Origin of the sequence: Methylophilus sp. DW102 (assembly GCF_037076555.1) — a bacterium.
GTDB classification, from domain to species: domain Bacteria; phylum Pseudomonadota; class Gammaproteobacteria; order Burkholderiales; family Methylophilaceae; genus Methylophilus; species Methylophilus glucosoxydans.
In genome coordinates, this window is record NZ_AP029023.1 from 1,789,474 (window position 1) to 1,815,030 (window position 25,557).

General features: G+C 50.1%; 25 protein-coding genes. 8 read left to right on the forward strand and 17 right to left on the reverse strand.

The genetic code is table 11. The features are described from left to right. Positions 1-81: 81 nt before the first annotated feature. From AACH41_RS08245 to AACH41_RS08270, 6 genes are all read right to left on the reverse strand, one after another. The gene (locus tag AACH41_RS08245; RefSeq protein WP_338654378.1) at positions 82-297 is read right to left on the reverse strand and encodes a GNAT family N-acetyltransferase; all 216 of its coding nucleotides are present in this window, start codon (positions 295-297) and stop codon (positions 82-84) included. Continuing rightward, a complete protein-coding gene (locus tag AACH41_RS08250; protein WP_338654380.1) occupies positions 267-557 on the reverse strand; it encodes a hypothetical protein in 291 nt (96 codons plus the stop codon). The genes AACH41_RS08245 and AACH41_RS08250 overlap by 31 nt, the downstream gene beginning before the upstream one ends. 68 nt (positions 558-625) lie before the next feature. Then, positions 626-1,606, reverse strand: coding sequence for a S49 family peptidase (locus AACH41_RS08255; RefSeq protein WP_194748439.1), 981 nt, complete (start codon positions 1,604-1,606; stop codon positions 626-628). A 109-nt stretch (positions 1,607-1,715) separates the two neighbouring features. Further along, positions 1,716-2,066, reverse strand: coding sequence for a Rieske 2Fe-2S domain-containing protein (locus AACH41_RS08260; RefSeq protein WP_313987870.1), 351 nt, complete (start codon positions 2,064-2,066; stop codon positions 1,716-1,718). Beyond that, a complete protein-coding gene (locus tag AACH41_RS08265) occupies positions 2,063-2,716 on the reverse strand; it encodes an HAD-IA family hydrolase (protein ID WP_338654381.1) in 654 nt (217 codons plus the stop codon). The genes AACH41_RS08260 and AACH41_RS08265 overlap by 4 nt, the downstream gene beginning before the upstream one ends. A 73-nt stretch (positions 2,717-2,789) precedes the next feature. Then, a complete protein-coding gene (locus AACH41_RS08270) occupies positions 2,790-3,908 on the reverse strand; it encodes a pseudouridine synthase (RefSeq protein ID WP_194747805.1) in 1,119 nt (372 codons plus the stop codon). A gap of 620 nt (positions 3,909-4,528) precedes the next feature. Between AACH41_RS08270 and AACH41_RS08275 the strand changes: the two genes are divergently transcribed. Then, a complete protein-coding gene (locus AACH41_RS08275) occupies positions 4,529-7,252 on the forward strand; it encodes an Rne/Rng family ribonuclease (protein ID WP_338654385.1) in 2,724 nt (907 codons plus the stop codon). Between the two features lie 62 nt (positions 7,253-7,314). On the opposite strand, the gene crcB is transcribed toward AACH41_RS08275, so the two are convergent. Further along, complete coding sequence (crcB, locus tag AACH41_RS08280) at positions 7,315-7,695, reverse strand: fluoride efflux transporter CrcB (protein ID WP_338654386.1); 381 nt, start codon at positions 7,693-7,695, stop codon at positions 7,315-7,317. 89 nt (positions 7,696-7,784) lie between these two features. On the opposite strand from crcB, the gene glgA reads away from it, so the two are divergent. Further along, positions 7,785-9,242: a glycogen synthase GlgA gene (glgA, locus tag AACH41_RS08285; RefSeq protein ID WP_338654387.1), complete on the forward strand. Its 1,458-nt coding sequence runs from the start codon at positions 7,785-7,787 to the stop codon at positions 9,240-9,242. A 139-nt stretch (positions 9,243-9,381) separates the two neighbouring features. On the opposite strand, the gene orn is transcribed toward glgA, so the two are convergent. Beyond that, positions 9,382-9,966, reverse strand: coding sequence for an oligoribonuclease (gene orn, locus AACH41_RS08290; RefSeq protein ID WP_338654388.1), 585 nt, complete (start codon positions 9,964-9,966; stop codon positions 9,382-9,384). 99 nt (positions 9,967-10,065) lie between these two features. Here orn and AACH41_RS08295 point away from each other — a divergent pair, with 99 nt between their 5' ends. From AACH41_RS08295 to rsgA, 3 genes are read left to right on the forward strand one after another with little or no spacing between them, the layout of a single operon-like run. Further along, entirely contained in the window at positions 10,066-11,313 is a 1,248-nt protein-coding gene (locus tag AACH41_RS08295) for a M48 family metallopeptidase (protein ID WP_338654389.1), read from the forward strand. Beyond that, positions 11,310-11,609, forward strand: a complete 300-nt coding sequence (locus tag AACH41_RS08300) for a cytochrome c (protein ID WP_338654392.1) — start codon at positions 11,310-11,312, stop codon at positions 11,607-11,609. Before AACH41_RS08295 ends, AACH41_RS08300 begins: the two co-directional genes overlap by 4 nt. A gap of 1 nt (position 11,610) precedes the next feature. Beyond that, positions 11,611-12,486: a ribosome small subunit-dependent GTPase A gene (rsgA, locus tag AACH41_RS08305; RefSeq protein WP_338654394.1), complete on the forward strand. Its 876-nt coding sequence runs from the start codon at positions 11,611-11,613 to the stop codon at positions 12,484-12,486. Positions 12,487-12,598: 112 nt separating this feature from the next. Here rsgA and AACH41_RS08310 read toward each other — a convergent pair whose 3' ends face one another. After that, positions 12,599-14,467, reverse strand: a complete 1,869-nt coding sequence (locus AACH41_RS08310; RefSeq protein ID WP_338654395.1) for a PQQ-dependent dehydrogenase, methanol/ethanol family — start codon at positions 14,465-14,467, stop codon at positions 12,599-12,601. A gap of 348 nt (positions 14,468-14,815) precedes the next feature. On the opposite strand from AACH41_RS08310, the gene AACH41_RS08315 reads away from it, so the two are divergent. Then, positions 14,816-15,922, forward strand: a complete 1,107-nt coding sequence (locus AACH41_RS08315; RefSeq protein WP_338654398.1) for a GntR family transcriptional regulator — start codon at positions 14,816-14,818, stop codon at positions 15,920-15,922. Between the two features lie 369 nt (positions 15,923-16,291). Here AACH41_RS08315 and AACH41_RS08320 read toward each other — a convergent pair whose 3' ends face one another. From AACH41_RS08320 to AACH41_RS08340, 5 genes are all read right to left on the reverse strand, one after another. Beyond that, positions 16,292-16,819 (reverse strand): PepSY domain-containing protein, encoded by a 528-nt coding sequence (locus AACH41_RS08320; RefSeq protein WP_194747819.1) that lies wholly within the window; start codon positions 16,817-16,819, stop codon positions 16,292-16,294. Between the two features lie 174 nt (positions 16,820-16,993). Next, positions 16,994-17,788 (reverse strand): thymidylate synthase, encoded by a 795-nt coding sequence (locus AACH41_RS08325; RefSeq protein WP_338654403.1) that lies wholly within the window; start codon positions 17,786-17,788, stop codon positions 16,994-16,996. Positions 17,789-17,806: 18 nt separating this feature from the next. Then, the gene (gene thrC, locus AACH41_RS08330) at positions 17,807-19,240 is read right to left on the reverse strand and encodes a threonine synthase (protein ID WP_338654406.1); all 1,434 of its coding nucleotides are present in this window, start codon (positions 19,238-19,240) and stop codon (positions 17,807-17,809) included. 44 nt (positions 19,241-19,284) lie between these two features. Continuing rightward, positions 19,285-20,598, reverse strand: a complete 1,314-nt coding sequence (locus tag AACH41_RS08335) for a homoserine dehydrogenase (RefSeq protein WP_338654408.1) — start codon at positions 20,596-20,598, stop codon at positions 19,285-19,287. 42 nt (positions 20,599-20,640) lie between these two features. Further along, positions 20,641-21,867, reverse strand: a complete 1,227-nt coding sequence (locus tag AACH41_RS08340) for a pyridoxal phosphate-dependent aminotransferase (RefSeq protein ID WP_338654410.1) — start codon at positions 21,865-21,867, stop codon at positions 20,641-20,643. Between the two features lie 160 nt (positions 21,868-22,027). Here AACH41_RS08340 and AACH41_RS08345 point away from each other — a divergent pair, with 160 nt between their 5' ends. After that, positions 22,028-22,420 carry an MTH938/NDUFAF3 family protein gene (locus AACH41_RS08345; RefSeq protein ID WP_338654411.1) on the forward strand — a complete coding sequence of 131 codons (393 nt, stop codon included), beginning with the start codon at positions 22,028-22,030 and terminating at the stop codon, positions 22,418-22,420. Positions 22,421-22,424: 4 nt separating this feature from the next. Here the strand turns inward: AACH41_RS08345 and AACH41_RS08350 are convergent, their stop codons facing one another. After that, positions 22,425-22,970: a DUF1439 domain-containing protein gene (locus AACH41_RS08350; RefSeq protein ID WP_338654412.1), complete on the reverse strand. Its 546-nt coding sequence runs from the start codon at positions 22,968-22,970 to the stop codon at positions 22,425-22,427. Between the two features lie 79 nt (positions 22,971-23,049). Here AACH41_RS08350 and AACH41_RS08355 point away from each other — a divergent pair, with 79 nt between their 5' ends. Continuing rightward, complete coding sequence (locus tag AACH41_RS08355) at positions 23,050-23,547, forward strand: type II secretion system protein (protein ID WP_338654414.1); 498 nt, start codon at positions 23,050-23,052, stop codon at positions 23,545-23,547. A 78-nt stretch (positions 23,548-23,625) separates the two neighbouring features. On the opposite strand, the gene fabB is transcribed toward AACH41_RS08355, so the two are convergent. Together fabB and fabA are read right to left on the reverse strand one after the other, a co-directional pair. After that, the gene (gene fabB / locus AACH41_RS08360; RefSeq protein ID WP_338654416.1) at positions 23,626-24,852 is read right to left on the reverse strand and encodes a beta-ketoacyl-ACP synthase I; all 1,227 of its coding nucleotides are present in this window, start codon (positions 24,850-24,852) and stop codon (positions 23,626-23,628) included. 53 nt (positions 24,853-24,905) lie between these two features. Further along, positions 24,906-25,421: a 3-hydroxyacyl-[acyl-carrier-protein] dehydratase FabA gene (gene fabA / locus AACH41_RS08365; protein ID WP_194747833.1), complete on the reverse strand. Its 516-nt coding sequence runs from the start codon at positions 25,419-25,421 to the stop codon at positions 24,906-24,908. Between the last annotated feature and the right edge of the window lie 136 nt (positions 25,422-25,557).

Sequence of the window (25,557 nt, forward strand, 5' to 3'; positions counted from 1 at the left end):
CTTTTGCTTTATTCCATCCTGCGCAGTCAAGCTTACACGCACAGGCAGCGCGCCTCTTGAGTGCTCAACTTGAAATCAGACTTATTTCAAGCTGATTTCATAGGTTTGCCAGCCTGTATGCCTTGCCAGCTTATCATCGAAGACACGTGCCAGCTGGTTATCCTCAGCAGTCACCCAACGGATCACCGACCATCCCTGCAGTTGTCCAATCTGCACCACTGCCTTGATCAAAGCGGTGCCAACACCCTGCCCTCTGGCCGCGGATGCTACAAACAAATCATCGAGATAACCGCCCATGCTCGCCGCCACAGGTCTGACACCAAAGGTCTGACAAAAGCACGATAATGTGCAAATCCAATCAGGCGCCCCTGCGCATCCACTGCCACCAAAGCAAATATGGCGGGAGACGGCTGGTGTAACCACTGCCAGACCTGTTCCCGCATGGCGACTGACTGATTCACAGCATAAAACCTGGCGTAGTCAGCATACAAGGCTGACCACTCGGCATGATCTTCACCAGCGATTGGACGAATATGGAAACGGGATGGTTGTGTCATGAGAGTCCTTCAGTCATACGGCAAACAAAAAAAGGGACCTTGCGGTCCCTTTGTATCCCTTTCAAAGGTTATCGCAAGGTGGGCAGCAGATTTTTTGCGCTCACGCCCAGCTCTTGTGCCATGCTGGCCCCCAACTTCTTGGCAAAGCGATCCACAACCGTCTCCTGGTAGGTGAAATCAACGATCTCAGCCTGCTTGATCACTTCACGGGCGACGTATTCTGCGCTGCCTTGCGCATCCGCAAGACCCAGCTTGATACTTTCTTCGCCGTTCCAGAACAGGCCACTAAAGGTATCTGCATCTTCCTTGAGGCGGCTACCGCGGCCTTCACGCACTACGGTGATAAATTGCTGGTGGATTTGATTGAGCATGCTTTGCGCAAACGCCTGCTGCTTTGGATTGACCGGTGAGAATGGATCCAGCATGCCTTTGTTTTCGCCAGCGGTCATCAAACGGCGCTCTACCCCCACCTTTTTCATGGCTTCAGTAAAACCGTAGCCATCCATCAGCACGCCGATGGAGCCAACGATACTGGCTTTATCGACAAATATTTTGTCCGCTGCGACGGCAATGTAATAGCCACCCGAAGCGCAGATATCCTCAACCACAGCGTAAACGGGAATTTCCGGGTGCAATTTGCGCTGACGGTGGATTTCATCATTGATGATGCCTGCTTGTACCGGACTGCCACCTGGACTGTTGATACGCAAGATAATACCCTTGGTGCCCTTGTTGTCGTAAGCATCATTGAGGCTGCTGATCACCGCATCGGCATTGACTTGGCCACCGGCCTCAATCACGCCGGAAATGTCGATCAGGGCGGTGTGGGCAATAGAGGTGCTTTTGCTTTGCCCGACCCAGCCCAACAACATCATGAGCAGGAAGAACAGATAAATAAACGTCAGCGACTTGAACAACACAGACCAGCGTCTGGCTGTTTTTTGCTCCTGCAATCCGGCCAGTGCAATTTTTTCTACCGTGCGCAAAGCCCAATCCTGCGAGGCAGGGCTCGGTTGTGTGTCTGAGGATGGCGTATGGTTTTCTTGCATCATTCAACTTTCGTCTATTAATTTTTAGCTATTCTAGCAATATTTGTGTGCTCGCCGTTGGCTATTTAAGCAATGAGGCAGAGGCTGTCACACGGACGAATCCTCATCACTAAAACTGATCGAGATGGACCGTGATCATGCCATCTGCTTCAGTAACAGGGATGGATGACAGGCGCTTGCCCTGGCATGGCCCCACCACACAATAGCCGGTTTCTGGCGCGTACATGGCTCCATGCGTCGCACAGATCAACCACTCTTGTGTCATGTTAAAAAATTTACCATGCTCCCAGTCCAGCTCCACCGGCACATGCGCACAGCGATTAACATACGCATAGGGCTTGCCCTCAAAGCGGACAACAAAGCCGGTCGCATGCGGGCCGAGCGCCGGGATGTCAAAGCGTAACCCATCGCCTTTTTCAGGCAAGGCGGCACTGTCAAAAGTGACGGCGTTCAGGCTCATGTCTGCTCCAATAACCAGGCGCTTAATGTTGCCACATCATGAAACAAGTAATCCGGGGAATACTGCTGTAAATGCTCAGCTGTTTGCGACCCATAACTGACCGCAGCCGTGATCACCCCTGCGTTTTTGCCCATTTGCATATCATATTGTGAGTCGCCTATCATCAAGGTACGCTCTGGCATCACCACCAGTTCGTCCATGAGCGCATCCAGCATTTGCGGATGCGGTTTGGAAAAACACTCATCCACGGTTTTGGTGGCATTAAAGCACCTGGCCAGGCCCGATTGTTGCAAAGCGGTATTTAAGCCACGCCGCCCTTTGCCTGTCGCGACCGCCTGCTTGCAACCTTTGCGGTCGATGGCAATAATCGTTTCGGCGATGCCTTCAAACAATACAATATTGTTTTCATTGTTGTAATAGTTACGGTTGTAATTGGCGACCAGGGCATGCGCCTGAAACTCTGGAATATCACCAAACAGTACTTCTATGGATTCGCGCAGTCCCAGGCCGATGATGCTGCGCGCACGTGCTTCGGTCAGGCCGGGTAGGCCTGCCTGTTCTGCGGCCTTGATCAGCGCCTGAGAAATCAAACCGGTAGAATCTGCAATGGTGCCATCCCAATCCCAGACAATTAAATCAAACTGTTTCACTAAATCAGACTTCTTCACTCAGCAAACTTTCTTTAAAACTCAACATTGATGCGGCCAGAACACACGACCAACTTTATTTTACGGCCTGAAGTTGACGTTGTTGTTGCAAAAAGCTTTCTAATTCTGCCGGCAACGGTGCCACCAAATGCAAGGGCTCTCCCGTCAGCGGATGGGCAATCCGTGTCTCGCTGGAATGCAAAAACATGCGTTTCAAGCCCTGCTTGCTTAATTGCTTGTTCAAGGCAAAGTCACCATATTTATCGTCGCCCAGAATCGGGAAGCCCAAATGAGACAACTGCACCCGCAACTGGTGCGTACGTCCGGTGATTAATTTGGCTTGTAAAAAACTGTACTGTCCCAACACGGATTGCAGGTAAAACCAGGTTTCAGAGATTTGCGTTTCCACCTCAAACTTGCCTTTGGCCGCGTGTCGCTTGGCGGTCAAGCCACTTGCCTTGAGTGACTTTCTGCCGCCCGCTTCGTGATTGAGCAAAGGTTCATCCACGACTTGCACCCTGCGCTCACCACTTTCTGTCACGTATTTCTGCAAATCCAGGGTGACTTTCTTTTTCGCCTCTGTCCACTGCCCCTGCACCAGGATTAAATAGCGTTTATCCATATGATGATGGCGCATGGCTTCGTGCAAGGCAGTCAAGGCCGAGCGTTTTTTGGCAATCATCAATACACCAGAGGTTTCACGGTCCAGACGGTGCACCAACTCGAGAAATTTGGCTTGCGGCCGCTCCAGGCGCAATTGCTCAATCACGCCCAAACTGATGCCACTGCCACCATGCACCGCCATCCCGGCCGGTTTATTCAGCGCCAACATGGCATCATCTTCATAAATCACTTGCTCGGCCAACTTGGCCTTGACCGTTGGAGCGGCTGGCTTGGCTGCGGCTTCCGCAAGGCGAATGGGCGGCACGCGCACTTCATCGCCCAGTTGCAGTCGGTATTCCGCATCAACGCGCTTCTTATTGACGCGGACTTCGCCACTGCGCAAAATCCGGTAAATATGGCTTTTAGGCACGCCTTTGAGCACCTTGGTCAGAAAGTTATCTACCCGCTGTGTTTCAGACGCCTCGTCCACCATCAAGAATGTGACTCGATCACTGGCGGGCCTGGGCTCGGAATCGAGGCTGGAAGCCATTGCGGCCGTCGCGGATGTGGATGATCGTAATTGTGAGCTCATAGTTGCAGGTCGTGCTTTGCTTTATCAGGACTTATGGATATACTGTCGAGATTCTGAATCAATGGTTTTCCGGCAAAAGCGACAACATTGCCATGCCGATTTCGAGATGACAAACTGTTTTCATCTCTGACCTGTGAGCCCTGATATCCGGACTCGCCAGATTTTGGGTCTCGTCAATGCATTCAGAATCAAAAAAATTTTGGTGAATACCGCTCGCCATCAAGTAGCGATAATTAATTAGAAATGTTTTAACGCGAAGCTCACGCAGAATAACCAAAGAAATGAGCTCGGCGTTAGCCAACCCGAATTTTAACGAAATTGCCCTCTGTTTAGGGTTTTATTTTTGCAGTCTATCGCGCTGGACAATACAGGTCACACACTCCTGCCACGCACACACTGCCCCTTGCAGAAACCGAGTCTTCAGCCACATTCAGTGTTGGCTGCACTCAAGTGCATATTGATGCCTGCCTGCTGCGCTGACAATCTTGTAGCGCACCTCGCAAAAGCCATTGCACATCCCCGGTGACATCTTGGTCACTTCGTTAAGTTCTGGTGGTTGTTTACGACCACGGCCCGCCCTGCGCACATCTCTATTCTGTGGCTTCGTCTAGGAGCCCTGCATGAAAAGAATGTTGTTTAACGCAACGCAATCAGAAGAATTGCGCGTTGCGATCGTCGATGGACAAAAACTCATCGATCTGGATATTGAACACGCTGGTAAAGAACAGCGCAAAAGTAATATCTACAAAGGGGTGATCACCCGTATTGAACCGTCTCTCGAAGCCGCATTTGTCGACTACGGCACTGATAGACACGGCTTTTTGCCGTTCAAGGAAATTGCCCGCAGTTACTTCCAAGAAAAACCAGATCAAGGACGCGCCCGTATTCAGGACGTGATCAAAGAAGGTCAGGAAGTCATTGTGCAGGTAGACAAAGACGAGCGCGGCAGCAAAGGCGCTGCGCTGACTACCTTTATCTCGCTGGCTGGCCGTTACCTGGTCTTGATGCCCAACAATCCACGCGGAGGCGGTGTCTCGCGTCGTGTGGAAGGTGAAGATCGCAATGAGTTGCGCGACACCATGGCGCAACTGGAAGTGCCTAACGGCATGAGCATCATTGCCCGCACTGCTGGCATTGGCCGCAATGCAGAAGAGCTGCAATGGGATTTGAATTACCTGACCCAATTGTGGCAAGCGATTGAAGATGCCTCCAATTTCCAGCCTGGCGCTTACTTGATTTACCAGGAAAGCAGCCTGGTGATCCGCGCCATCCGTGACTACTTCAGTGCTGATATCGGTGAGATCCTGATTGATACCGCTGACGTACACGAGCAAGCCTTGCAGTTCATGAACCACGTGATGCCAGGCAATGTCACCCGCGTCAAACTGTATCAGGACGAAATTCCGCTGTTCTCCCGCTTCCAGATCGAACATCAGATCGAATCTGCGTTTGCGCGTGAAGTACGTCTGCCTTCCGGTGGCGCCATCGTAATCGACCACACCGAAGCACTGGTGTCCATCGACGTCAACTCTGGCCGCTCCATCAAAGGCGCAGATATTGAACAAACCGCGTTTAATACCAACCTTGAAGCGGCCGAAGAAGTGGCACGTCAGATGCGTCTGCGTGACCTGGGTGGCCTGGTGGTCATTGACTTTATTGACATGGAAAACCAGCGCAACCAGCGTGATGTCGAGAACGCCCTGCGCGACGCCTTGCATCACGACCGCGCACGCGTGCAAATGGGCAAGATTTCACGCTTTGGCCTGTTGGAAATGTCCCGCCAGCGCCTGCGTCCTAGCCTGGGCGAAACCAACCACATGACCTGTCCTCGTTGTAACGGTACCGGTCATATCCGCGGTATCGAATCCACGGCCCTGCATATTCTGCGCATCACGCAGGAAGAGGCCATGAAGGACAACAGCGCCATCATTCAGGTACAGTTGCCGGTTGAAGCCGCCACCTTCCTGCTCAATGAAAAACGTGCCGACATCCACAAGATTGAACAACGTACCGGCGTGGAAGTGATCCTGATTCCTAACATCCATATGGAAACGCCAAATTACAACATCTTGCGTATCCGCCATGATGATGTGAACGAAGAAACCACGCAAGCCAGCTACAAGATGGTGGACTTGCCAAGCGAGTCTGATTATCAGCATCGCCTGGAACAGGCTGCAGCCCCGGCCAAAGCTGAAGCTCTAGTCAAAGGCATTACGCCTGCGACATCGGCCCCGATTGTAGAAGAGAAACCTGCGCCTGCGCCGGTACAAGTGACTGAGCAGAAAAAGTCATTCTTTGGCGTGATCAAGTCCTGGCTTGGTCTGGACGAAAAAGAAGTGGTGCCCTCAGAACCTGAAAAACCAGCGCGCGAAAGCAAAGAGCATGGCCGTGACCGAAACAAAAACCGTAACCGTCGTGACCGTCAGCGTGACCGCGGCCAAGAGCGTAATGAGCGTCCAGCCAATGAACGTACAGGCAAAGAGCAACAGGAAACGCAGCATGGTAGCAAACCTCGCCAGGAGCGTCCGGCACAGGAAAAACCTGCGCAGAGAGAACGTCAAGAGCGCCAAGCCAATCAAGAAGTCAAAGCAGAGACCAATCAGCCCGCATTGACCGCGCAATCAGGCGACAACAAGCAGGAACGTGGTGAGCGCGGCAACCGCCGTAACCGTCATGGCCGCCGTGATCGCCGTAACCGTGATGAAGCACCTAACCAGAACCTTGTAGAGTCTGAAAACAGTGTGGTGACTGAAACTGCTGCATCCGTCAATCTTGCCGCTGCACCAGTTGTTGCTGACACAGTGCCTACGTTTGCGGTGGCAGAAACAACTGCCACAGTTAGCCCAGCAGAAGTAGTGGCTGCCGCACCAGTAGTGGAGAACCCGGCTGCCGCAGTGGAAGCGCCCGTTGAAGACACCGCCATCCAAAGCGCAGATGACAATCAGACTGAAGCGCCCAAGGCACAAAAACCTGCGCGCAATCGTTCAAGAGCAGGCAAGCCAGCAGGAAAAGCCAAAGCGAAACAGGCTGATCAGGCGGTAGACACCAGCGGGATTGAATTGGTGGAAACCGCTGCAACGTCCTCCTCTGTCGTGACTGAGGTTACAGAAGCCCCAGCGGAAGCGAAAAAGAAACCGGCCCGTAAACGCAAACCGTCCGCGGCAAAAACCACAGAAACCCAAGTAGACAGTGGCATTCAACTGGTAGAAACCAAAGCAGAAGTGGTGAATACAGGTGTTGAAGCCACCCAGAAAACCAAAAAGCCACGTAATGCGGCTAAATGGAAAAAAGACGATGCCAGCACCGGTGAAGATGGACTGGTCATGGTAGAGACGCAGAAGTAATCAAACTGAGTCTGATAAAAAGAGGGCCTGTCAGGCCCTCTTTTTTTATGGCATCAAACGCATTACCAACTGGAGTGCCAACGCACGATACTCCAATAGCCGACTATCGTCAGCAAGATAGAGACCACCACATGCGAGGTGACATAAAGCAACATTCCACCGTAATTTTGCTTTTGTAACAAGCTGAAAGCTTCTGCCGAAAAGGTAGAGAAAGTGGTTAACCCGCCCAAAAAACCAGTTGTCATCAACAAGCGCCACTCCATAGACAGGGTTGGAATCACCTGCAAGATACCCAACGCAATGCCCATTAACAGGCCCCCAATGGCATTGGCGAGAAAAGTGCCGATCGGGATCAGTCCACCTTGATTCAAGCTCAATGACAGGCCCCATCTGATCCATGCACCAACACTGGCACCGAATGCGACTGCTAGCCATGATTTCATTTGAATATCCTTCTAAAACGTGAACAGGCAATGTATCATAAGTTTAAAAACATTCAGCCTCAACCGCCCGTTGATTTAAAGAGATTGCCTTGCGTTTACTATTCGTTACTTCAGAAGTTTTCCCGTTAATCAAAACAGGTGGTTTGGCAGATGTCAGTGGTGCACTCCCCACCGCCCTCGCTAGCAGTGACACAGAGATTCAAATTCTGTTACCGGCTTATCGTGGCATGCTGGCGCAATGTAGTTCGCCCAAACACTTGGGCAGCTTACAGCCCTTCCATGATATCCGCTGCGAGCTCTACAAAACTTTGTTACCAGGCACCAATATCCCCTTGCTGCTCATAGACTGCCCTGCGCTCTATGACCGGGATGGCGGCCCTTACCATCACCCGCTACATGGGGAGTGGGAAGATAACCCGTTGCGGTTTGGGGTGTTGTCAAAAGTGGCAGCCATGCTGGCGATGCCTAACATGCTGCAGGCCTGGCAGCCAGAGATCGTCCATTGCAATGACTGGCAAACTGGATTAACACCCTACTACCTCAAGCAAATGGGCAGTCAGGCCAAGTCCGTGTTCAGCATCCACAACCTGGCCTTCCAAGGCAACTTTCATGCTGACTGGCGCTATCGATTAACCCTCAACCTTGAGGACTATCAGGCAGAAGGCTACGAGTTTTATGGCCAGGTCTCATTCATGAAATCCGGTCTGTTTTACGCCGATGCTTTATCAACCGTCAGCCCAACCTATGCCCGTGAAATTCAAACCGATCAGTTTGGTTTTGGTTTTCAAGGCTTGCTGCAGCATCGTGCGGCAGATTTAACCGGGATTTTGAATGGCATCGATACCGAAATCTGGAATCCCGCACAAGACCCTTATTTGCCAGCACACTACACTGCCAGTGCGTTATCCGGCAAGCAAGCGATCAAGCAAGGCTTGCAGGCAGAATTAGGACTGCGTCAGCAAGCAGATACGCCACTGTTGGGGGTCGTTAGTCGCCTCACCTATCAAAAAGGGCTGGATATGCTGATCGAGATTGCTGACGCATTGCTTGGCAGCGGTTGTCAATTAGCCGTGCTTGGCAGTGGTGAGGCCAGCATGCAACGGCAGTATCTGAGTTTAATGCAACGCTATCCTGGACAAGTGGCCGTGACCATCGGCTATAACGAGCCGCTCTCGCACCGTATCATGGCCGGTACCGATATTTTTGTCATGCCTTCGCGGTTTGAGCCCTGCGGGCTGAATCAGATGTATGGCTTGCGTTATGGCACGATTCCGGTAGTCGCTAATACTGGTGGCCTGGCAGACTCAGTGCATGGCGGCGAAATCAATGCCCAAGGGGTTCCTGGCAAGATGACTGGATGGGTCATGGCTGACAATGACGCATCGACACTTTTGGTCACATTACAAACTGCGATGCAGGTTTATGCCAATTCTGGTCAGTGGCAACAGCTACAACGGCAAGCGATGCAACAGGATGTGAGCTGGGAAACCAGCGCCCAACACTATCAAACACTGTACCAAAACGTGCTTTCAAGCCCAAAAGCCTGATTTTTAAAGCCAGAGAGACAAAAAGGAGAAGTTGGCACGGAAGCTGCTTATTACTAATCAAGCTTCTCCAAAGCTAACTTCTCCTCCCTCAAGACGCCGAATAGGCGTCTTTTTTTTGCCTGAATTCAGACTCAGTCGCTTATTCAGCGGCCGCAGGTGGTGTCATATTCAAAAAGTGTTCGCGGTAATACTTGAGCTCATCAATCGACTCATAAATATCCGCCAGGGCTTCATGACGGCTGGCTTTTTTAAATCCCGCATAAATATCCGGGCGCCAGCGACGTGATAACTCTTTAAACACACTCACATCAAGATTGCGATAATGGAAAAATGACTCCAGGCGTGGCATGTAACGCGCCATAAAGCGCCTGTCCTGACAAATTGAATTGCCACACATCGGCGACTTGCCTGCAGGCACATGCTCTTTCAAGAATGCCAGCATGGCATCTGTTGCGGCTTCTTCATCCAGGGTCGATACCTTGACCTTATCAATCAAGCCACTCCGGCCATGCGTGCCTTTATTCCATGCATCCATGCCATCGAGTACCGCATCAGACTGATGAATGACCAGCACAGGGGACTCTGCAATCACATTTAATTGTGCATCGGTGACGACGGCAGCTAACTCCAGAATGCGGTCCGTGTCAGGCAGTAAACCGCTCATCTCCATATCCAGCCAGATTAAATTGTCCTGATTAGTTGCCAATTGTGTGCCTCTCGTCATGATTTCCATTAAAATGAAACATTATATTCAGTTCAGTGAACAAGGTGGAGTTAAATCCATCAAAATAGCTAACTGAAATCATTCATCATCATTACTGTTATGTCCGGATTATTTACTCAAATTTTTGTCGCTGTGATTGTAATCAGCTTGGCAGTACGTGTCTGGCTGGGCTTGCGCCATATTCGCCATATCCAGCAACATCGTGCACAAGTGCCTCCTGCCTTTAGTCAAACAATCAGCCTGGAGGCACATCAACGCGCTGCAGACTATACGACCGCCAAGGTAAAACTGCGCTTGAGTGAAACTGTCATGGAGTCATTGATTTTGCTGGCACTCACGCTAGGCGGCGTTTTACAACTGCTGGATCAGGCCTGGCAACAATGGCTGCCTGACCATGAAATCATTCGTGGTGCACTGGTCATTTGCTCGGCCATGTTGATCTCGGGTGCAGCGACCCTGCCGTTTGATTACATTCAGACTTTTAAAGTCGATGAGAAATTTGGCTTTAACAAGATGTCACGCAGCATGTTTTTTAGTGACCTGGTTAAACACACCGTTGTTGGCTTAATGCTGGGCGGACCAATCTTGTTTGTCGCGCTCTGGCTTATGCAAGGTGCTGGCGACTTATGGTGGCTCTACCTGTGGCTGATCTGGAGTGCGTTTAACCTGTTTATGCTGGCAGTGTATCCCATCTGGATTGCGCCACTGTTTAACAAATTTACGCCCATGCAGGATCAATCCCTCAAGGCACGCATTGAAGCTTTGCTGCAAAAATGCGGCTTTGCCAGCCAAGGCTTGTTTGTGATGGATGGATCCACCCGCTCTGGCCATGGCAATGCCTACTTCACCGGATTTGGCAAAAACAAACGTGTTGTGTTCTTTGACACCTTGCTGGAAAAGCTTAGTGCCGATGAAATTGAAGCGGTGTTGGCCCATGAGCTTGGCCACTTCAAACACCAACATGTCATTAAACGCATCATCATGATGTTTGGATTAAGCCTGTTAGGATTGGCGTTATTGGGTTACCTGGTCAAACAGGAATGGTTTTTTACAGGACTGGGGATTTCGGCACCGAGTAACCACATGGCTTTGCTGCTGTTCGTGCTGGTCTCGCCCGTCTTCATGTTTATTCTGCGTCCAGTCATGGCGGCCTACTCCCGAACCAATGAGTTTGAAGCCGACCACTACGCGGCACAACAATCCAGACCACAGTTTCTGATTGATGCACTGGTTAAGCTGTATCGTGACAATGCGTCTACGCTGACCCCGGATCCACTCCACTCTGCATTCTATGACTCGCATCCACCGGCGAGCCTGCGGATTGCCAAGTTACAAACGTACGCATGAAAGCGCTCCTGCTGATCAGTTGGTGTTTATTGCTCGCCAGCCATGATGCAAACGCAACTGAAGCCCAGCTGCAAGCAGGAAAAAAACTGGTCGACACCCATTGTATCAGTTGTCATGCCAGCAGCTATGGCGGCGATGGTAGCGGCATTTATACACGTGACTACCGCAAGGTGCGCTCTTTCAATGGTTTAAAAGCTCAAGTCACCAACTGTAATACCATGCTCAACCTTAAATGGTTCGATGATGAAGAGCAGCAAGTGGTACAGTACTTGAATCACACCTACTATCATTTCTAGCATGTCGCATCCAGGCCTGATTGTCGCTGCCTACGGCAAGCGCTATAACGTAGAATTGCCCGATGGGCGAATTCTTAGTTGTGTCACGCGTGGCAAAAAAGTCGATAATGCGGCAGGTGACCGCGTCACAGTGACCCTCACTGCCAACAATGAAGGCGTCATTGAGAAAACCGCAGAACGGACCACCCTGCTCTATCGCAGCAATGCTTATAAAAGCAAAGTGCTGGCAGCCAATGTCACCCAGATATTGATTGTGCTGGCAACGCAGCCCAGCTTTTATGAAGACCTGCTCAACCGCTGCCTGGTCGCTGCAGAGGCCGCAGGCATTCGTGCTGTCATTCTCCTCAACAAATGTGACTTGCCTAACCCGCAAGCCCTACACAAGCTGGAGCAATATGCAGCGCTTGGCTACCTCACTTTGCAACTCAATGCGCGGCAATCGGTAGAGGCGCTCAAACCGTTGCTGGCAGGTCATACCAGTGTGCTGGTAGGACAATCCGGCATGGGTAAATCCACAATTATCAATAGCCTACTCCCTGAAGCACGCAGCAAAACACAGGAAATCAGTACCACACTGGATAGTGGCAAACACACCACGACAGCCACCCATCTCTATCATCTTGATCAGGACAGTGCCATTATTGACTCACCAGGCCTGCAGGAGTTTGGGCTGTATCATATCAATGAGACCGAGCTTGAATATGCATTTGTCGAGTTCAGGCCTTTTATTGGTCACTGCAAATTCAATAATTGCACGCATACGCACGAACCAGACTGCGCGATTCTAAAGGCTGTCCAAGCAGGCAGCATTCCCCGCGAACGCTTACAAATATTCCAGCAAATCCGTAGCGAAAATAGCGTGCAAGTCTACGGTTAACCTCCGTTATCTTCTACACTCCTCAGCGTTAGATACAAAAAAACACCCTGCCGAAGCAGGGTGTTTAGTCTTTTAACCGACCAATGACTTGATCGGTCATAAGCTGAGTTGATTACAGTGCGAATACGTTCAATGCACCGCCGCCAGGCGCAGCGTTGTACTTGGTCAACTCTTTGTAACCACCAGCAGCACCCAGTGCGTCTGTGTCAGTCGTCATGCCCAAGTTCATCGCAACACCAGCCCAACCACCGATACCAGACAAGATACCCACGTATTGCTTGCCTTTGTTACCGTAAGTGAAAGCGTTACCAATTGCACCGGAACCGACTTGGAATTTCCACAGTTCTTTACCGGTTTTCGCATCAACCGCCTTGAACCAACGATCCAATGTACCGTAGAACACGATGTCTGAAGCTGTAGTCAGAGCACCACTCCAAGCAGAGAACTTCTCTTTGTTGTACCAAACTTTTTTGTTGGTCATTGGGTCATAAGCACCGAAACCACCCATCACGCCGTCTGGACCAGCAAACATGGTCAGTGTCGCACCAACCCATGGTTGACCAGCAACGTATTTGGACTCAACGGGCTCGTATGTCATACATACGTGGTTCAGTGGAGAGTACATCAAACCGGTTTTTGGTGAGTAGGCTGCTGGCTGTTGGTCTTTAGTTCCCAAAGCTGCTGGGCAGATACCCTTAGCATTATAGTCCTGGTGTGTTGAGTAACGGCCATCTTTGCTTGGCACACCTGTTTTCAGGTCTACATCATTTGCCCAGTTAACGAATGGGTGTACTTTTTCAGCGGCAATTAAAGTACCGGTCAGTGCGTTCCAGGTGTAAGCAAAACCGTTACGGTCATGGTGCCATGCGTATGTTTTGCCACCTTTGTCAAACAGGATCACTTCGTTCACACCGTCGTAGTCCCACTCATCGTGTGGTGTCATTTGCATTGCCCATTTAGCAACACCAGTATCCAGATCACGTGCAGTCACAGTCATAGACCATTTGTTGTCGCCTGGACGTACATCTGGGTTCCAAACTGATGGGTTACCCGCACCGTAGTAAACCAAGTTTGTACGTGCATCATATGGCCACCAGCCCCATACGGAACCACCACCATGTTGCCAGCCGTCTTTAATCGCTTGTGGTTTCAACCAGGTACGAGTACCCAACTCTTTTTCGCCACCTTTGATTTGGTCAGCTGACAAGCGCTTGAAAGAACCACCTTCTTTGTTACCACCATTCACGTCTTGATAAACAGACAGTGCGTTGTAAAGCGGATTGTCTTTGTTAGTGTTAGCGTCGTGCAGTGTTTCAGCATCAGGACCTGTAGAGTAGGCTTTCCATGCCAGAGAACCGTCTTTCAGGTTGTATGCAGCGATAAAGCAACGTACGCCGAACTCAGCACCTGAGCAACCGGTCAGTACTTTGTCTTTGATCACATGTGGTGCGTTGGTGTTAGTTGCACCGACTTTTGGATCAGTGTTTTTAACGTCCCAAACTTTAGCACCGGTTTTTGCATCCAAAGCAACCAGCATGCCGTCGTTTTGTTGCAAGAAGATTTTACCGTCACCAAAACCCAGACCACGCGTCACGTTGTCACAGCACAATACTGCTTGTACGCTTGGGTCTTGTTTAGGAAAATAGGTCCAAACGATTTTCTGATTGTCGTTCAGGTCAAGTGCGTATACGTTGTTTGGGAAAGCAGTCACGATATACATCATGTTGCCAACAACGACTGGAGAGCCTTCGTGACCACGGTTTACACCAGTCGCGAATGTCCACGCCATTTTCAGGTTTTTAACGTTGCCCTTGTTGATTTGTGCCAAAGCGCTGTAGCCTTGGTTATTATGTTGACCACGTGGATGTGCCCAGTTGTTGGGATCTTTCATCGCAGCTTCTTGATCAGCAGCAGCGAATGCGAGCATTGGCATGGCAAGCGCAACGCTGGCAGCAATACCAAAAGCAGTTTTGATTTTCATGATAGTTATATCTCCGAGATAATCACAAGGTAGCAATTGTTAACATCAATTGCGCGGTGCTTAAGTTGCCACTGGCACTAGGATTTCCAGAGCTGAAACATCCTGTAACGGATATATGTCACTTTATTAAGCGCTTGTAACTGTAATATAAATAACCGCCCATGACAGCCAGCCAGTTTAAGGTTTTATTCATGGGCCAGAGCGGGAATTTTTCCGAAAACTTTATTGAATTGCTTTTTTTTTTGTATCATCTGGTAACGGAAGGCCATGTCCTAGTGTGCCCTTCAGGTAAGCGTGCCCAATGTGATGTGCAGGCACCCTTTTCTTGAACATAAGGCAAACGCAGACGTGCTGAGACCCTGGTATTACTCACTGGTATTAGATAAAGACTCCCCTTCCTCCATACATCAGCAACTCATAGATCACTTCAGGTCTATGATAGAAGCAGGTGACTGGTTAGGCGGTAGTCCCTTGCCCAGCTCACGCGATATTGCGCAACGCCTTGGGATCAACCGAAAAACGGTTTCACGCGTGTACGAAGAGCTTTCTGCACAAGGACTGATCTACACTCAACCCAAGCGCGGCACTTTTGTGGCCGAGACCACCAAGCGTGCCAGCTCAGCAGACAAAGTGATGGCGGGCCAGAGCCAGCCATCTCCCGCACCACTCACCGAAACCAGCAACATAGAAAGCCTGATCCAAAAAAGTAGTATTCATCATCTGCGCCGGGCAGCATTGCATCTGCACAAATTGCGGCAAGCAGATTACGATGTCACGGGCTTGCATCATCTCAAGCATTTGCTGGCAAATTTGCTAGCACATGAACGGCGCTATCTGGTGCCGCCGGAACATATTGCCTGTGGCGCGCGGCATGGCCTGCAACAGGCGATCCTCTGCAATCTGGATGCAGCCCATGGTTATGTATTAATTGATGCCGAAGTCGGGACCGGGTTGGAGCGCGCGTTGAAAAAGCACGGTATTCCAGTCATGAAACTGCCTGAAATGGCATGTAACCAGACTCAGCAGTTTATTGATCAGGTTGAAAAATACTGCATCAATTTTCCGGTATCCGCAGTGTGGTGTGATAGCAGCAAGATTGTGTCACCAGACCACCTGGAAGCCGAACACACCCTGATTGCACAAAAATTGTCCGATTATGGCCTGCTGCTCATTGATGACCAGCGTAGCCGCCTCCCCCTGGGCCTTGAGCATCAACCGCCACTAGCAGCAAAGTACGCACGCAGCCTGCTACTCGGCAGCCTGTATGGTACCTTTTGCGAGATGTTCAACATTTGCTATGTGGCGAGCAATCTAGGATTCACAGACAAGTTCTTGAATGAAATGGATGCCCATTCACAATCTCCGCTGCTCTTGAATATGCTGGCGCAAAGTGACCTGATTAAACGCGGTGAGTATAAAAAACTGGTGACCACAATACATCGCACCATGGCTTAAACAAAAACGCACACTAAGCAATCAGCCACGCACCAAATTGGTTGAAAGGAACCAAACAAAGGCGAAAATCGGCTATTAATAACCACCAAATTTTCGGGAAAAAATCCTATTTACTTTAAAAATAGATTTTTAAAACATTGAGTTAAATTGAATTTATAGAGTTGGCATGAGAAATGCTAAGTTCAAGCCGGGAGTGAGCTATCACTAGGACCGATACCAGCAGACTGCATATCCGCCGGTATCGGGGTAGACACTCCCAAACTTGCATATTGATCTTAGTCAGAATAAAAAAGGCAACGCAATTGCGCTGCCTTTTTTATTCTGCCTTTGAGACTGGATCTGCCTCACGGAGAGACAGACACAACCCAATTACTCTTGACCGATTTGGTACACTTCGTAGCTGGTTTCCACAATCTTACCGGTTGTCGCATCAACTTCAACTTTGACTTCTTCGTTGTCTGCTTCGAGGATATCAAATTCGTAAGAGGCTTTGCCATCTGGTTCAAGCTCATACTCCACTTCAACCACTTTACCGGCATGCGCCGCCAGAGCTGTGGCTTTGGCATCGGCTTCTGAAACTTTAGCCAAGGCTTTAAATTTCTCGTCATCCGCGGTCACTTCTTGCTCTACTTCTGTGACTTTACCTGTTTTGGCGCTACACTCGATATCCCAAGCAGTGCCGTCTTTGGACTGCACATCAAACTCGTATACCAATTGCTTGCGCTCAGATTTGGCTTCGACTTTTACAATTTTGCCATCATGCACAGACAAGGCCGCTTTTACGCACTTACCCAGGCTGTCGTAGGCTTTTGGTTTGATAGTTTCATGGTCAGCGAATGCTGGCGCTGACAATACACCGCATACAGCGGCAATGATGAATGACGCTTTGATTTGCATAATGATCTCCTAAGATTAAGTCATGAACTCATCGTGCAAGACTGCGCTAGGGACGCATCTTGACACATTCACAACGATGCAAAGGATATCAAAAACAAACAGGGGTTTTGCAAATATTACACCTTATTAACAAAATGGTTTAAATCAACCATTTCACGCCCTTCACCAGCCTCTTTAGACCGCAACTGGCGCCTTGATAGCAGGATAAGGATCGTAGTTTTCCAGTGTGAAATCTTCAAACTTAAAGGCAAAAATATCGTTAACTGCCGGGTTAATGCGCATGTTAGGCAAGGCACGTGGTGTGCGTGCAAGCTGCTCTTTGACTTGCTCCATATGGTTGCTGTAGATGTGGGCATCGCCTAGCGTATGCACAAAATCCCCCAGCTGCAAATCACACACCTGCGCGACCATCATGGTCAACAAAGCATATGAGGCAATGTTAAACGGCACGCCTAGAAAAATATCCGCACTTCGCTGATAGAGCTGGCAGGACAGTTTGCCATCTGCCACATAAAACTGGAAAAAAGCATGGCATGGCGGCAACTTCATCCGCTCAACATCGGCCACATTCCAGGCTGACACAATTAAACGACGAGAGTCAGGGGTCTTTTTGATCTGCTCTATAACCTGCGAAATCTGGTCAATATGACTGCCATCCGGCTTGGGCCAATTGCGCCATTGATAACCATACACAGGCCCAAGATTGCCTTGTTCGTCTGCCCACTCATCCCAAATGGTAACGCCGTGTTCCTTGAGGTAGGCAATATTGGTACTGCCTCGCAAAAACCAGAGGAGCTCATGAATAATCGACTTCAGGTGTACCTTTTTGGTCGTTAATAATGGAAAACCTTCTGCCAGGTTAAAGCGCATCTGATAGCCAAACACCGAGATCGTGCCTGTACCGGTGCGGTCAGTTTTGACATGACCATGCGCAAGTACGTGGTTCAGTAAATCATGATACTGTTGCATAGACAGGCTCCCGCTAATTTAGGTATTGGCGACGATAAATGCTTTAATCGCATCGACACTGACGTCCATGACAGTCGAGGTTTGCGGCAAGTCTTCCAGGCCTTGCAGGCTGGCTGGCCGCTCTGGTTTTTCTCCTAGAGCTTCCACGATGGCGTCTTCAAACTTGGCCGGCAGTGCCGTTTCCAATACTAGCATGGGCACATTTGGCTTACGGTGTTCCAGAGCGACTTTCAAGCCATCGGCAGTATGCGTATCAATAGTCACGCCATATTTTTCTTTGGTAGTGCGTATGACTTGCATCCGGTTGGCATGGTTACTATGGCCTGAAACAAACCCAAAGTCAGCCACTTTCTCAAAATAACCATCTGCATTCAGGTCAAACTTGCCCCCATGATCCACAGCGGTCCACAGCTCGCGTACCCTTGCGCTGTCTTGCCCCATCAAGTCATAGACAAAGCGCTCAAAGTTGGAGGCTTTGCTGATATCCATGGACGGGCTGGAGGTATGATAAGTCTTGGCTGAACCACGCGGCGCATAAACGCCGGTATTGAAAAATTCGTCCAGCACATCATTTTCGTTGGTAGCAACGATCAATTGATCAATAGGTAAGCCCATCATGCGCGCAATATGCCCTGCACAGACATTGCCGAAGTTGCCACTTGGCACGGTGAAGCTGACCTTCTGGCTGTTGTTTGTGGTCACAGCCAAATAGCCTTTGAAGTAATACACAATTTGGGCTGCAATGCGCCCCCAGTTAATGGAATTGACTGCGCCGATTTTGTATTGCGCCTTGAATGCATGATCATTTGAGACGGCTTTGACCATATCCTGTGCATCATCAAATACCCCTTTAACCGCAATATTGAAGATGTTTTTATCTTGCAGGCTGAACATCTGCGCCGTCTGGAAGCGGCTCATTTTCTGGTAAGGCGATAGCATGAAGACACGTACGCCTTTTTTGCCACGCATGGCATATTCGGCCGCTGAGCCTGTATCACCGGACGTTGCGCCCAAAATATTGGTGGTCTGGCCAGTTTTTTCCAGCACGTATTCAAACAGGTTGCCCAGCAGCTGCATCGCCATGTCTTTAAACGCCAGCGTTGGCCCATTTGAGAGACTCAACAGGTAGAGATTATCCTCGAGCTTGAGTGTAGGTGTAATGTCCTCGGCATTTTGGCCAGCACGCGCATATTGATAGACTTCAGCCCGGTAGGTTTTATCAATAATGGCTTTGAGATCTGCGTGTGGAATATCACTGTCATCAACCAAGCGTGACAAAACCGCAAACGCCAGCTCACGGTAACTCATGCCACGCATGGCATTGAGGTCAGCATCGCTGAATTGCGGATACTGCTCAGGCAGATACAAGCCGCCGTCTGGCGCCAGGCCACCCAGCAAAATCTCACTAAAACTCAAAGCAGGCGATTGCCCGCGGGTACTGATATATTTCATTGTATGACACTCACTGAATTTGGCCGGGTCAACATTAGACTGACTTAGCGCGACAAGGATTCGACACGGATTTTTGTCACTTTACCAGTCAAGGCGGGCAAGGCCTCGATACGGGCGATCGCGGTATCCATGGTTTTTTCCTGGGTGGTATGGGTCAGAATGACGATATCCGCTTCTGACTCCCCATCTGCCGGCTCTTTCTGCAGCATGGCATCAATCGAAATTTGCAGATCAGCCAGAATCTTGGTCAAATCGGCCATGACACCGGGTTTATCCGATGCACGCAAACGCAAGTAGTAATCAGAATACACTTCTGCAATCGGCAACACGGGCAAAGCTTGCTGCTGATCTAACTGGTAGCCCAAATAGGCCACGCGTTGTTCGGCCTGCGTGCCCTGCAAGCGAGCGATATCGACTAAATCAGCCACCACAGCACTCGCGGTAGGCTCAGCGCCCGCACCGGCGCCGTAGTACAAGGTAGGCCCAACGGCATCGCCTTTCACCACAACGGCATTCATGGCGCCATCGACATTGGCAATCAGGCGTTTTTCCGGGATCAAAGTCGGATGCACACGCAACTCGACGCCCTCACTGGTTTTCTTGCTGATGCCCAGCAATTTAACGCGGTAGCCCAACTCTGCCGCATAGCTAATATCTTGAATGCTGAGTTGAGTGATGCCCTCAGTGTAAGCTTGTTCAAACTGCATGGGCATGCCAAACGCAATACTGGCCATGATGGTCAGCTTGTGTGCGGCATCAATGCCTTCGACGTCAAACGTCGGATCAGCCTCGGCATATCCCAGACGCTGCGCTTCTTTGAGCACATCTGCGAAGGCGAGGCCTTTGTCACGCATTTCGCTCAGGATAAAGTTGGTGGTGCCGTTGATAATGCCAGCCACCCATTCGATTTTGTTGGCACTCAAGCCTTCACGTAAAGCCTTGATGATGGGGATACCACCTGCGACCGCCGCCTCAAATGCTACGATCACGCCTTTATCAGACGCAGCTTTAAAAATTTCGTTACCATGCACGGCCAGCAAGGCCTTGTTGGCCGTGACCACGTGCTTGCCATTGGCAATGGCTTGTAGCACCAACTCCTTGGCAATGGTGTAGCCGCCGATCAACTCGACAACCACATCAATCTCCGGGTTATTGACCACGGCAAAGGCGTCGTCAGTCAAGGCAACCTGCCCATTCGTGACCTGTTTGGCGAGCTCCAGGTTGCGGTCAGCCACTTGCACAATACGGATATTGCCCCCAATCCGGCGTGCGATTTCCGCCTGGTTACGGGTGAGCACGGTGTAAGTACCACCGCCTACTGTGCCTATGCCCAACAATCCAACTTTTAATTCTTTCATACTTAATACTCACCATTGATGGCATGCCCACTGGCACACCTTTTATTTTGAATGTTTCTTTCGATACCCATCGAGGTAACGCCCTATACGTGTCATGGCCTCGGTCAGGTCATCCACATTAGGCAGGAAGACTACACGGAAGTGGTCTGGCGACTTCCAGTTAAAACCGGTCCCCTGTACCAACAGCACTTTTTCTTCGAGCAGCAAGTCCAGAATAAATTGCTGGTCATCCGCAATCGGATACATGTTGGCATCCAGCTTGGGGAACAAATACATGGCGGCCTGAGGTTTGACACAGGTCACCCCTGGCATCGCGGTCAACATGTCATAGGCCAGATCGCGCTGTTTGCACAGACGACCACCAGGGGCCACCAGATCGTTGATACTTTGGTATCCTCCCAACGCAGTCTGGATCGCCAGTTGGCCGGGCACATTGGCACATAAGCGCATAGAGGCCAGCATATTCAGGCCTTCGATGTAGTCTTTGGCGTCTTTTTTGTCGCCTGAAATAACCATCCAGCCAGACCGGTAACCACAAGCCCGGTAGTTCTTGGACAAGCCATTGAAGGTCACAAACAATACATCATCGGCCAAAGAGGCAATCGAAGTATGTGTATTGCCGTCGTACAACACTTTGTCGTAAATTTCATCGGCAAAAATCACCAGACCATGATGACGGGCGATCTCAATAATGCCTTCCAGCGTCTCTTTAGGATATAAGGCGCCGGTGGGGTTATTAGGGTTGATAATCACAATGCCTTTGGTATTGGCATTGATTTTGTTCTCAATATCCTCAAGGTCGGGCAACCAGCCAGACTGTTCATCACACACATAATGCCTTGCCGTGCCGCCCGCCAGATTAACGGCTGCCGTCCACAGTGGATAGTCGGGCATGGGCACCAGAATCTGGTCACCATTATTGAGCAAGCCTTGCATTGCCATGACAATCAGCTCGGACACGCCGTTGCCAATAATGATGTCGTCTATGGTCACACCAGTAACATTTTTTTGCTGGGTGTAATGCATGATGGCTTTGCGCGCGGCAAACAAGCCTTTGGAATCCGTATAGCCAGAGGCCTGATCCATATTATGAATCACGTCCTGAACGATTTCTTCTGGCGCATTGAAACCGAATGGCATCGGGTTACCGATATTCAGTTTGATAATGCGCTGCCCGTCTTCCTCCATCTGGCGTGCGCGCTGTAATACAGGGCCGCGGATGTCGTAACAGACATTACTGAGTTTGCTGGATTTATTGACTGGCTGCATAGCGGATTAACAAACACATCTGGCGTGTGTTAAGCTCTTAAAGTAAAACTTTCATTCTACCTGCAAACCCTTGCTACATCAATGAACCTAGTACGCGGCATCGGGTCTGGATTGGATAGTCCTTGCACATTCAGCCACCTCACAATTGAGCTTCAAACTTATGAAACTACATCTGCATACCGGTGAACAGCAATACCAGATTCATGGCGTCGATAGCGATGCGGTCACCATCAATCAGCAGCGCTATCCACAACCAGTCATTGTCAGCGATCAAGCACTGCGCACTGACTGGTTTCATGGCGCATGGGAAAAGCTGGACGCTCAAGCTTTATCACTCATTCTAGAGTTCAAACCAGAAGTCGTGTTATTGGGGACGGGAGACAAACAGCGCTTTATTCACCCCAAACATCTGCAGCCCTTTTTATCGGAACTGATCGCTGTGGAATGCATGACCACTGCAGCCGCTTGCCGTACCTTCAACATTTTGAGCGCAGAAAATAGAAAAGTCGTGGCTGCCCTGCTACTTGAAAAACACCTCTCGGACGCAACTTAGCCGCTTACTGCGGCTTGAGCGTCACGCTTAGCCCCTCAGGGGTGACTTTGAGTTGATCGGGTTGATACTTTCTACCGGCATAACTCAAATCTTCCGGCTTCACTTCATATAGGACGACCTGCTTAAACCATTGCCGACCTATGTCTTTAGCCAACTGCTGGGCGAGGTTGCTCCACTCACTGCCGGCACCATCCAGCTGTAACGAATCCACCTCAGGCTGATCCAGCACCACCGCCTGTTGCGCCTGATCAAACTGCAACAAACCAGAGAGACCGAGTTTGCCGGTCGCAGAGTTGGCCAGCAAATCGCTACGGACATTCGCATCCATCAAGGCATGTATGCGGCCAGAGCCAGGCTCGACCGACACGAGTGCATTAGAAAGCTGAAGATGAAATATACGCATAAGCGTGATCGGTTTTTCCAGTTTTCGATTCAACTTTTGCTGTAATTGTGCCGTATTAATATGCAAGGTGCGCTCGCCCAGACTCACACAGTGCGAGAGGAGTAACACTAGCAAAACACTGAGGCAAAGCCCGATTAATTGACGCATTTGTAAGCCCTATTTAACACTTGTAACATTCAACAAAAATCGAAAACACTTCACAGAGGATACGATAAGATCGTGCGCTATGGGAATTAAACATCGCCTCCAGCCTGGATTTACATTGGTAGAAATGATTGTGGTCATGCTGATTCTATCAGCGCTGGCTGTGACTGCCTATGCACGTATTTCTCAGGTCGACTCACAGGCCAGACAAGCCAGCTTGTCAGCCTTCAAAGCTAACGTACAAGCGACTGCCATCATGGCCAAAGGCGTATGCATGTCCGATCCGCAATGTGACAGCCAGCAAGTGGCACCGTCAACCACGATAGAGGGCAATGTTATTTACTTCAGCCAAAGCTATCCTGTCGGCTGGCTGGGCAATAGTGATGGTGCAGGCACCCTCAACCAGTTACTAGACACTGGGAAATTTGCTATCCAGCCATCCCTGTCAGATCGTGAGCATGCCACCTATTATTTGCAAGGGGCCAGAAACAGCGCACACTGCAAGCTGGAATATATCCTGGCCTTCGGTGCAAACAGCACTCAGCCTCTGACGATCCAGACAGACAGTAGCGGTTGCTAATATCAGGTCAAGCAGGCACCAAAAATAAAAAAGCCGTGTGTTGAAATCACACACGGCTATTCACAGCTCAACCCAAGCTTAAAGATGTTTGGTTGACAAGGTCAATGTGGCGTTGGTGCCACCAAAACCAAAGCTGTTAGAAAGTGCGGTTTGCACCTTGGCAGATGGAATGGCCTGACGCACAATATTCAAGCCCTCAGCCGCCGGGTCCAGATGATCAATATTGGCAGAGGCCGCAATAAATCCGTGCTGCATCATCAGCAATGTATAAATGGCTTCATTGACACCGGCGGCCCCAAGCGCATGACCAGACAGTGATTTGGTCGAAGCAATCGCTGCCCGGCTTTGCGTGCCAAAAACAGCGCGAATGGCTTCGAGCTCTTTGGTATCGCCAACCGGGGTACTGGTCCCATGCGTATTGATGTAATCAATATCGTCCGGACTAATCCCTTGCAGGGCTTGCTGCATACAGCGCACCGCCCCTTCGCCACTAGGGGCGACCATGTCGTAGCCGTCAGAGGTTGCTCCATAACCGATCACTTCAGCATAAATCTGCGCACCGCGGGCTTTGGCATGTTCGTACTCTTCAAGCACGACAATGCCGCCTCCACCGGAGATGACAAAGCCATCCCTATCCACATCGTAAGTACGAGAAGCTTTTTCAGGCGTCTCGTTATACTTGCTCGACAAGGCGCCCATGGCATCAAACAGATAACTCATGGTCCAGTGCTCTTCTTCGCCGCCGCCAGCAAACACAATATCCTGTTTACCCAATTGAATTTGCTCTACACCGGCCCCGATACAGTGGGCACTGGTTGAACAGGCAGAGCTGATACCGTAATTGACGCCCTTGATTTTCGCCCCGGTCGCCAAGCAGGCAGCAATGCCACTGCTCATGGTTTTGGTGACCATGTAAGGTCCCACACGACGAATCCCTTTTTCAGCCAGTGTATTGGTGCCTTCCAGCATACTCTCGGTGGAGGTCCCCCCGGCACCGACAATGAGGCCGGTCCGCACATTGGACACCAGTTCCGCTGGCAGTTGCGCATCAGCAATCGCTTCCTGCATGGCCAACCAGGCATAAGCATGGCCTTTGGCCATAAAACGCAACAACTTACGGTCAATCAGGGCTTCGATATCCAAATTTTTAATCGAACCCGCCACGTGCGAGCGCAAACCGCGCTCGGCATACTCCGGCTGATAGCTTATGCCAGAGCGCCCGGCTTTCAGGCTCTCCAGCACTTCTTGTTTGTTATTACCGAGACTTGATACGATACCAAATCCTGTAATCACTACGCGACGCATTGCGCCTCCCTTAAACTTCAAAAAACGGTCACGAATACTAAAAATGATCCGTACTAAAAATTGTCTGTGGTGGTAAACAGCCCAACACGCAAATCGCTGGCAGAATAAATCTCACGACCATCCACCTCCATCCGTGCATCCGCAATCCCCATCACCAGTTTGCGCATGATCACGCGTTTTAAATCAATGTGATAACGCACTAACTTGGCCTTGGGCAGGACTTGACCGGTAAACTTCACCTCGCCTGAACCCAGCGCGCGGCCACGTCCAGGCCCACCTTTCCAACCCAGAAAAAAGCCAACCAGCTGCCACATCGCATCCAGACCCAAACAGCCTGGCATCACAGGGTCTCCGGTGAAGTGGCATTCAAAAAACCACAGGTCAGGACGGATATCCAGCTCGGCAATAATTTCGCCCTGGCCATATTTTCCACCTTCATCAGAAATCTTTACGATCCGGTCAAACATCAGCATAGGAGGCAGTGGCAATTGCGCGTTGCCTTCACCAAACATTTCGCCGCGACCGCAAGACAGCAACTCCTCTTTACTGAAACTACTTTTTCTAGTCATGTATTTTTAGATTTTTAGTATAAAACAATATTTTCGCCGGAAATTGCGTTTAGTGAAAGCTTTTTGTCACGCAAAGACTATACAGACCTGTATACTTTTCTTCAAAACACAGGTAACATTCCCAAAATTGTTACTG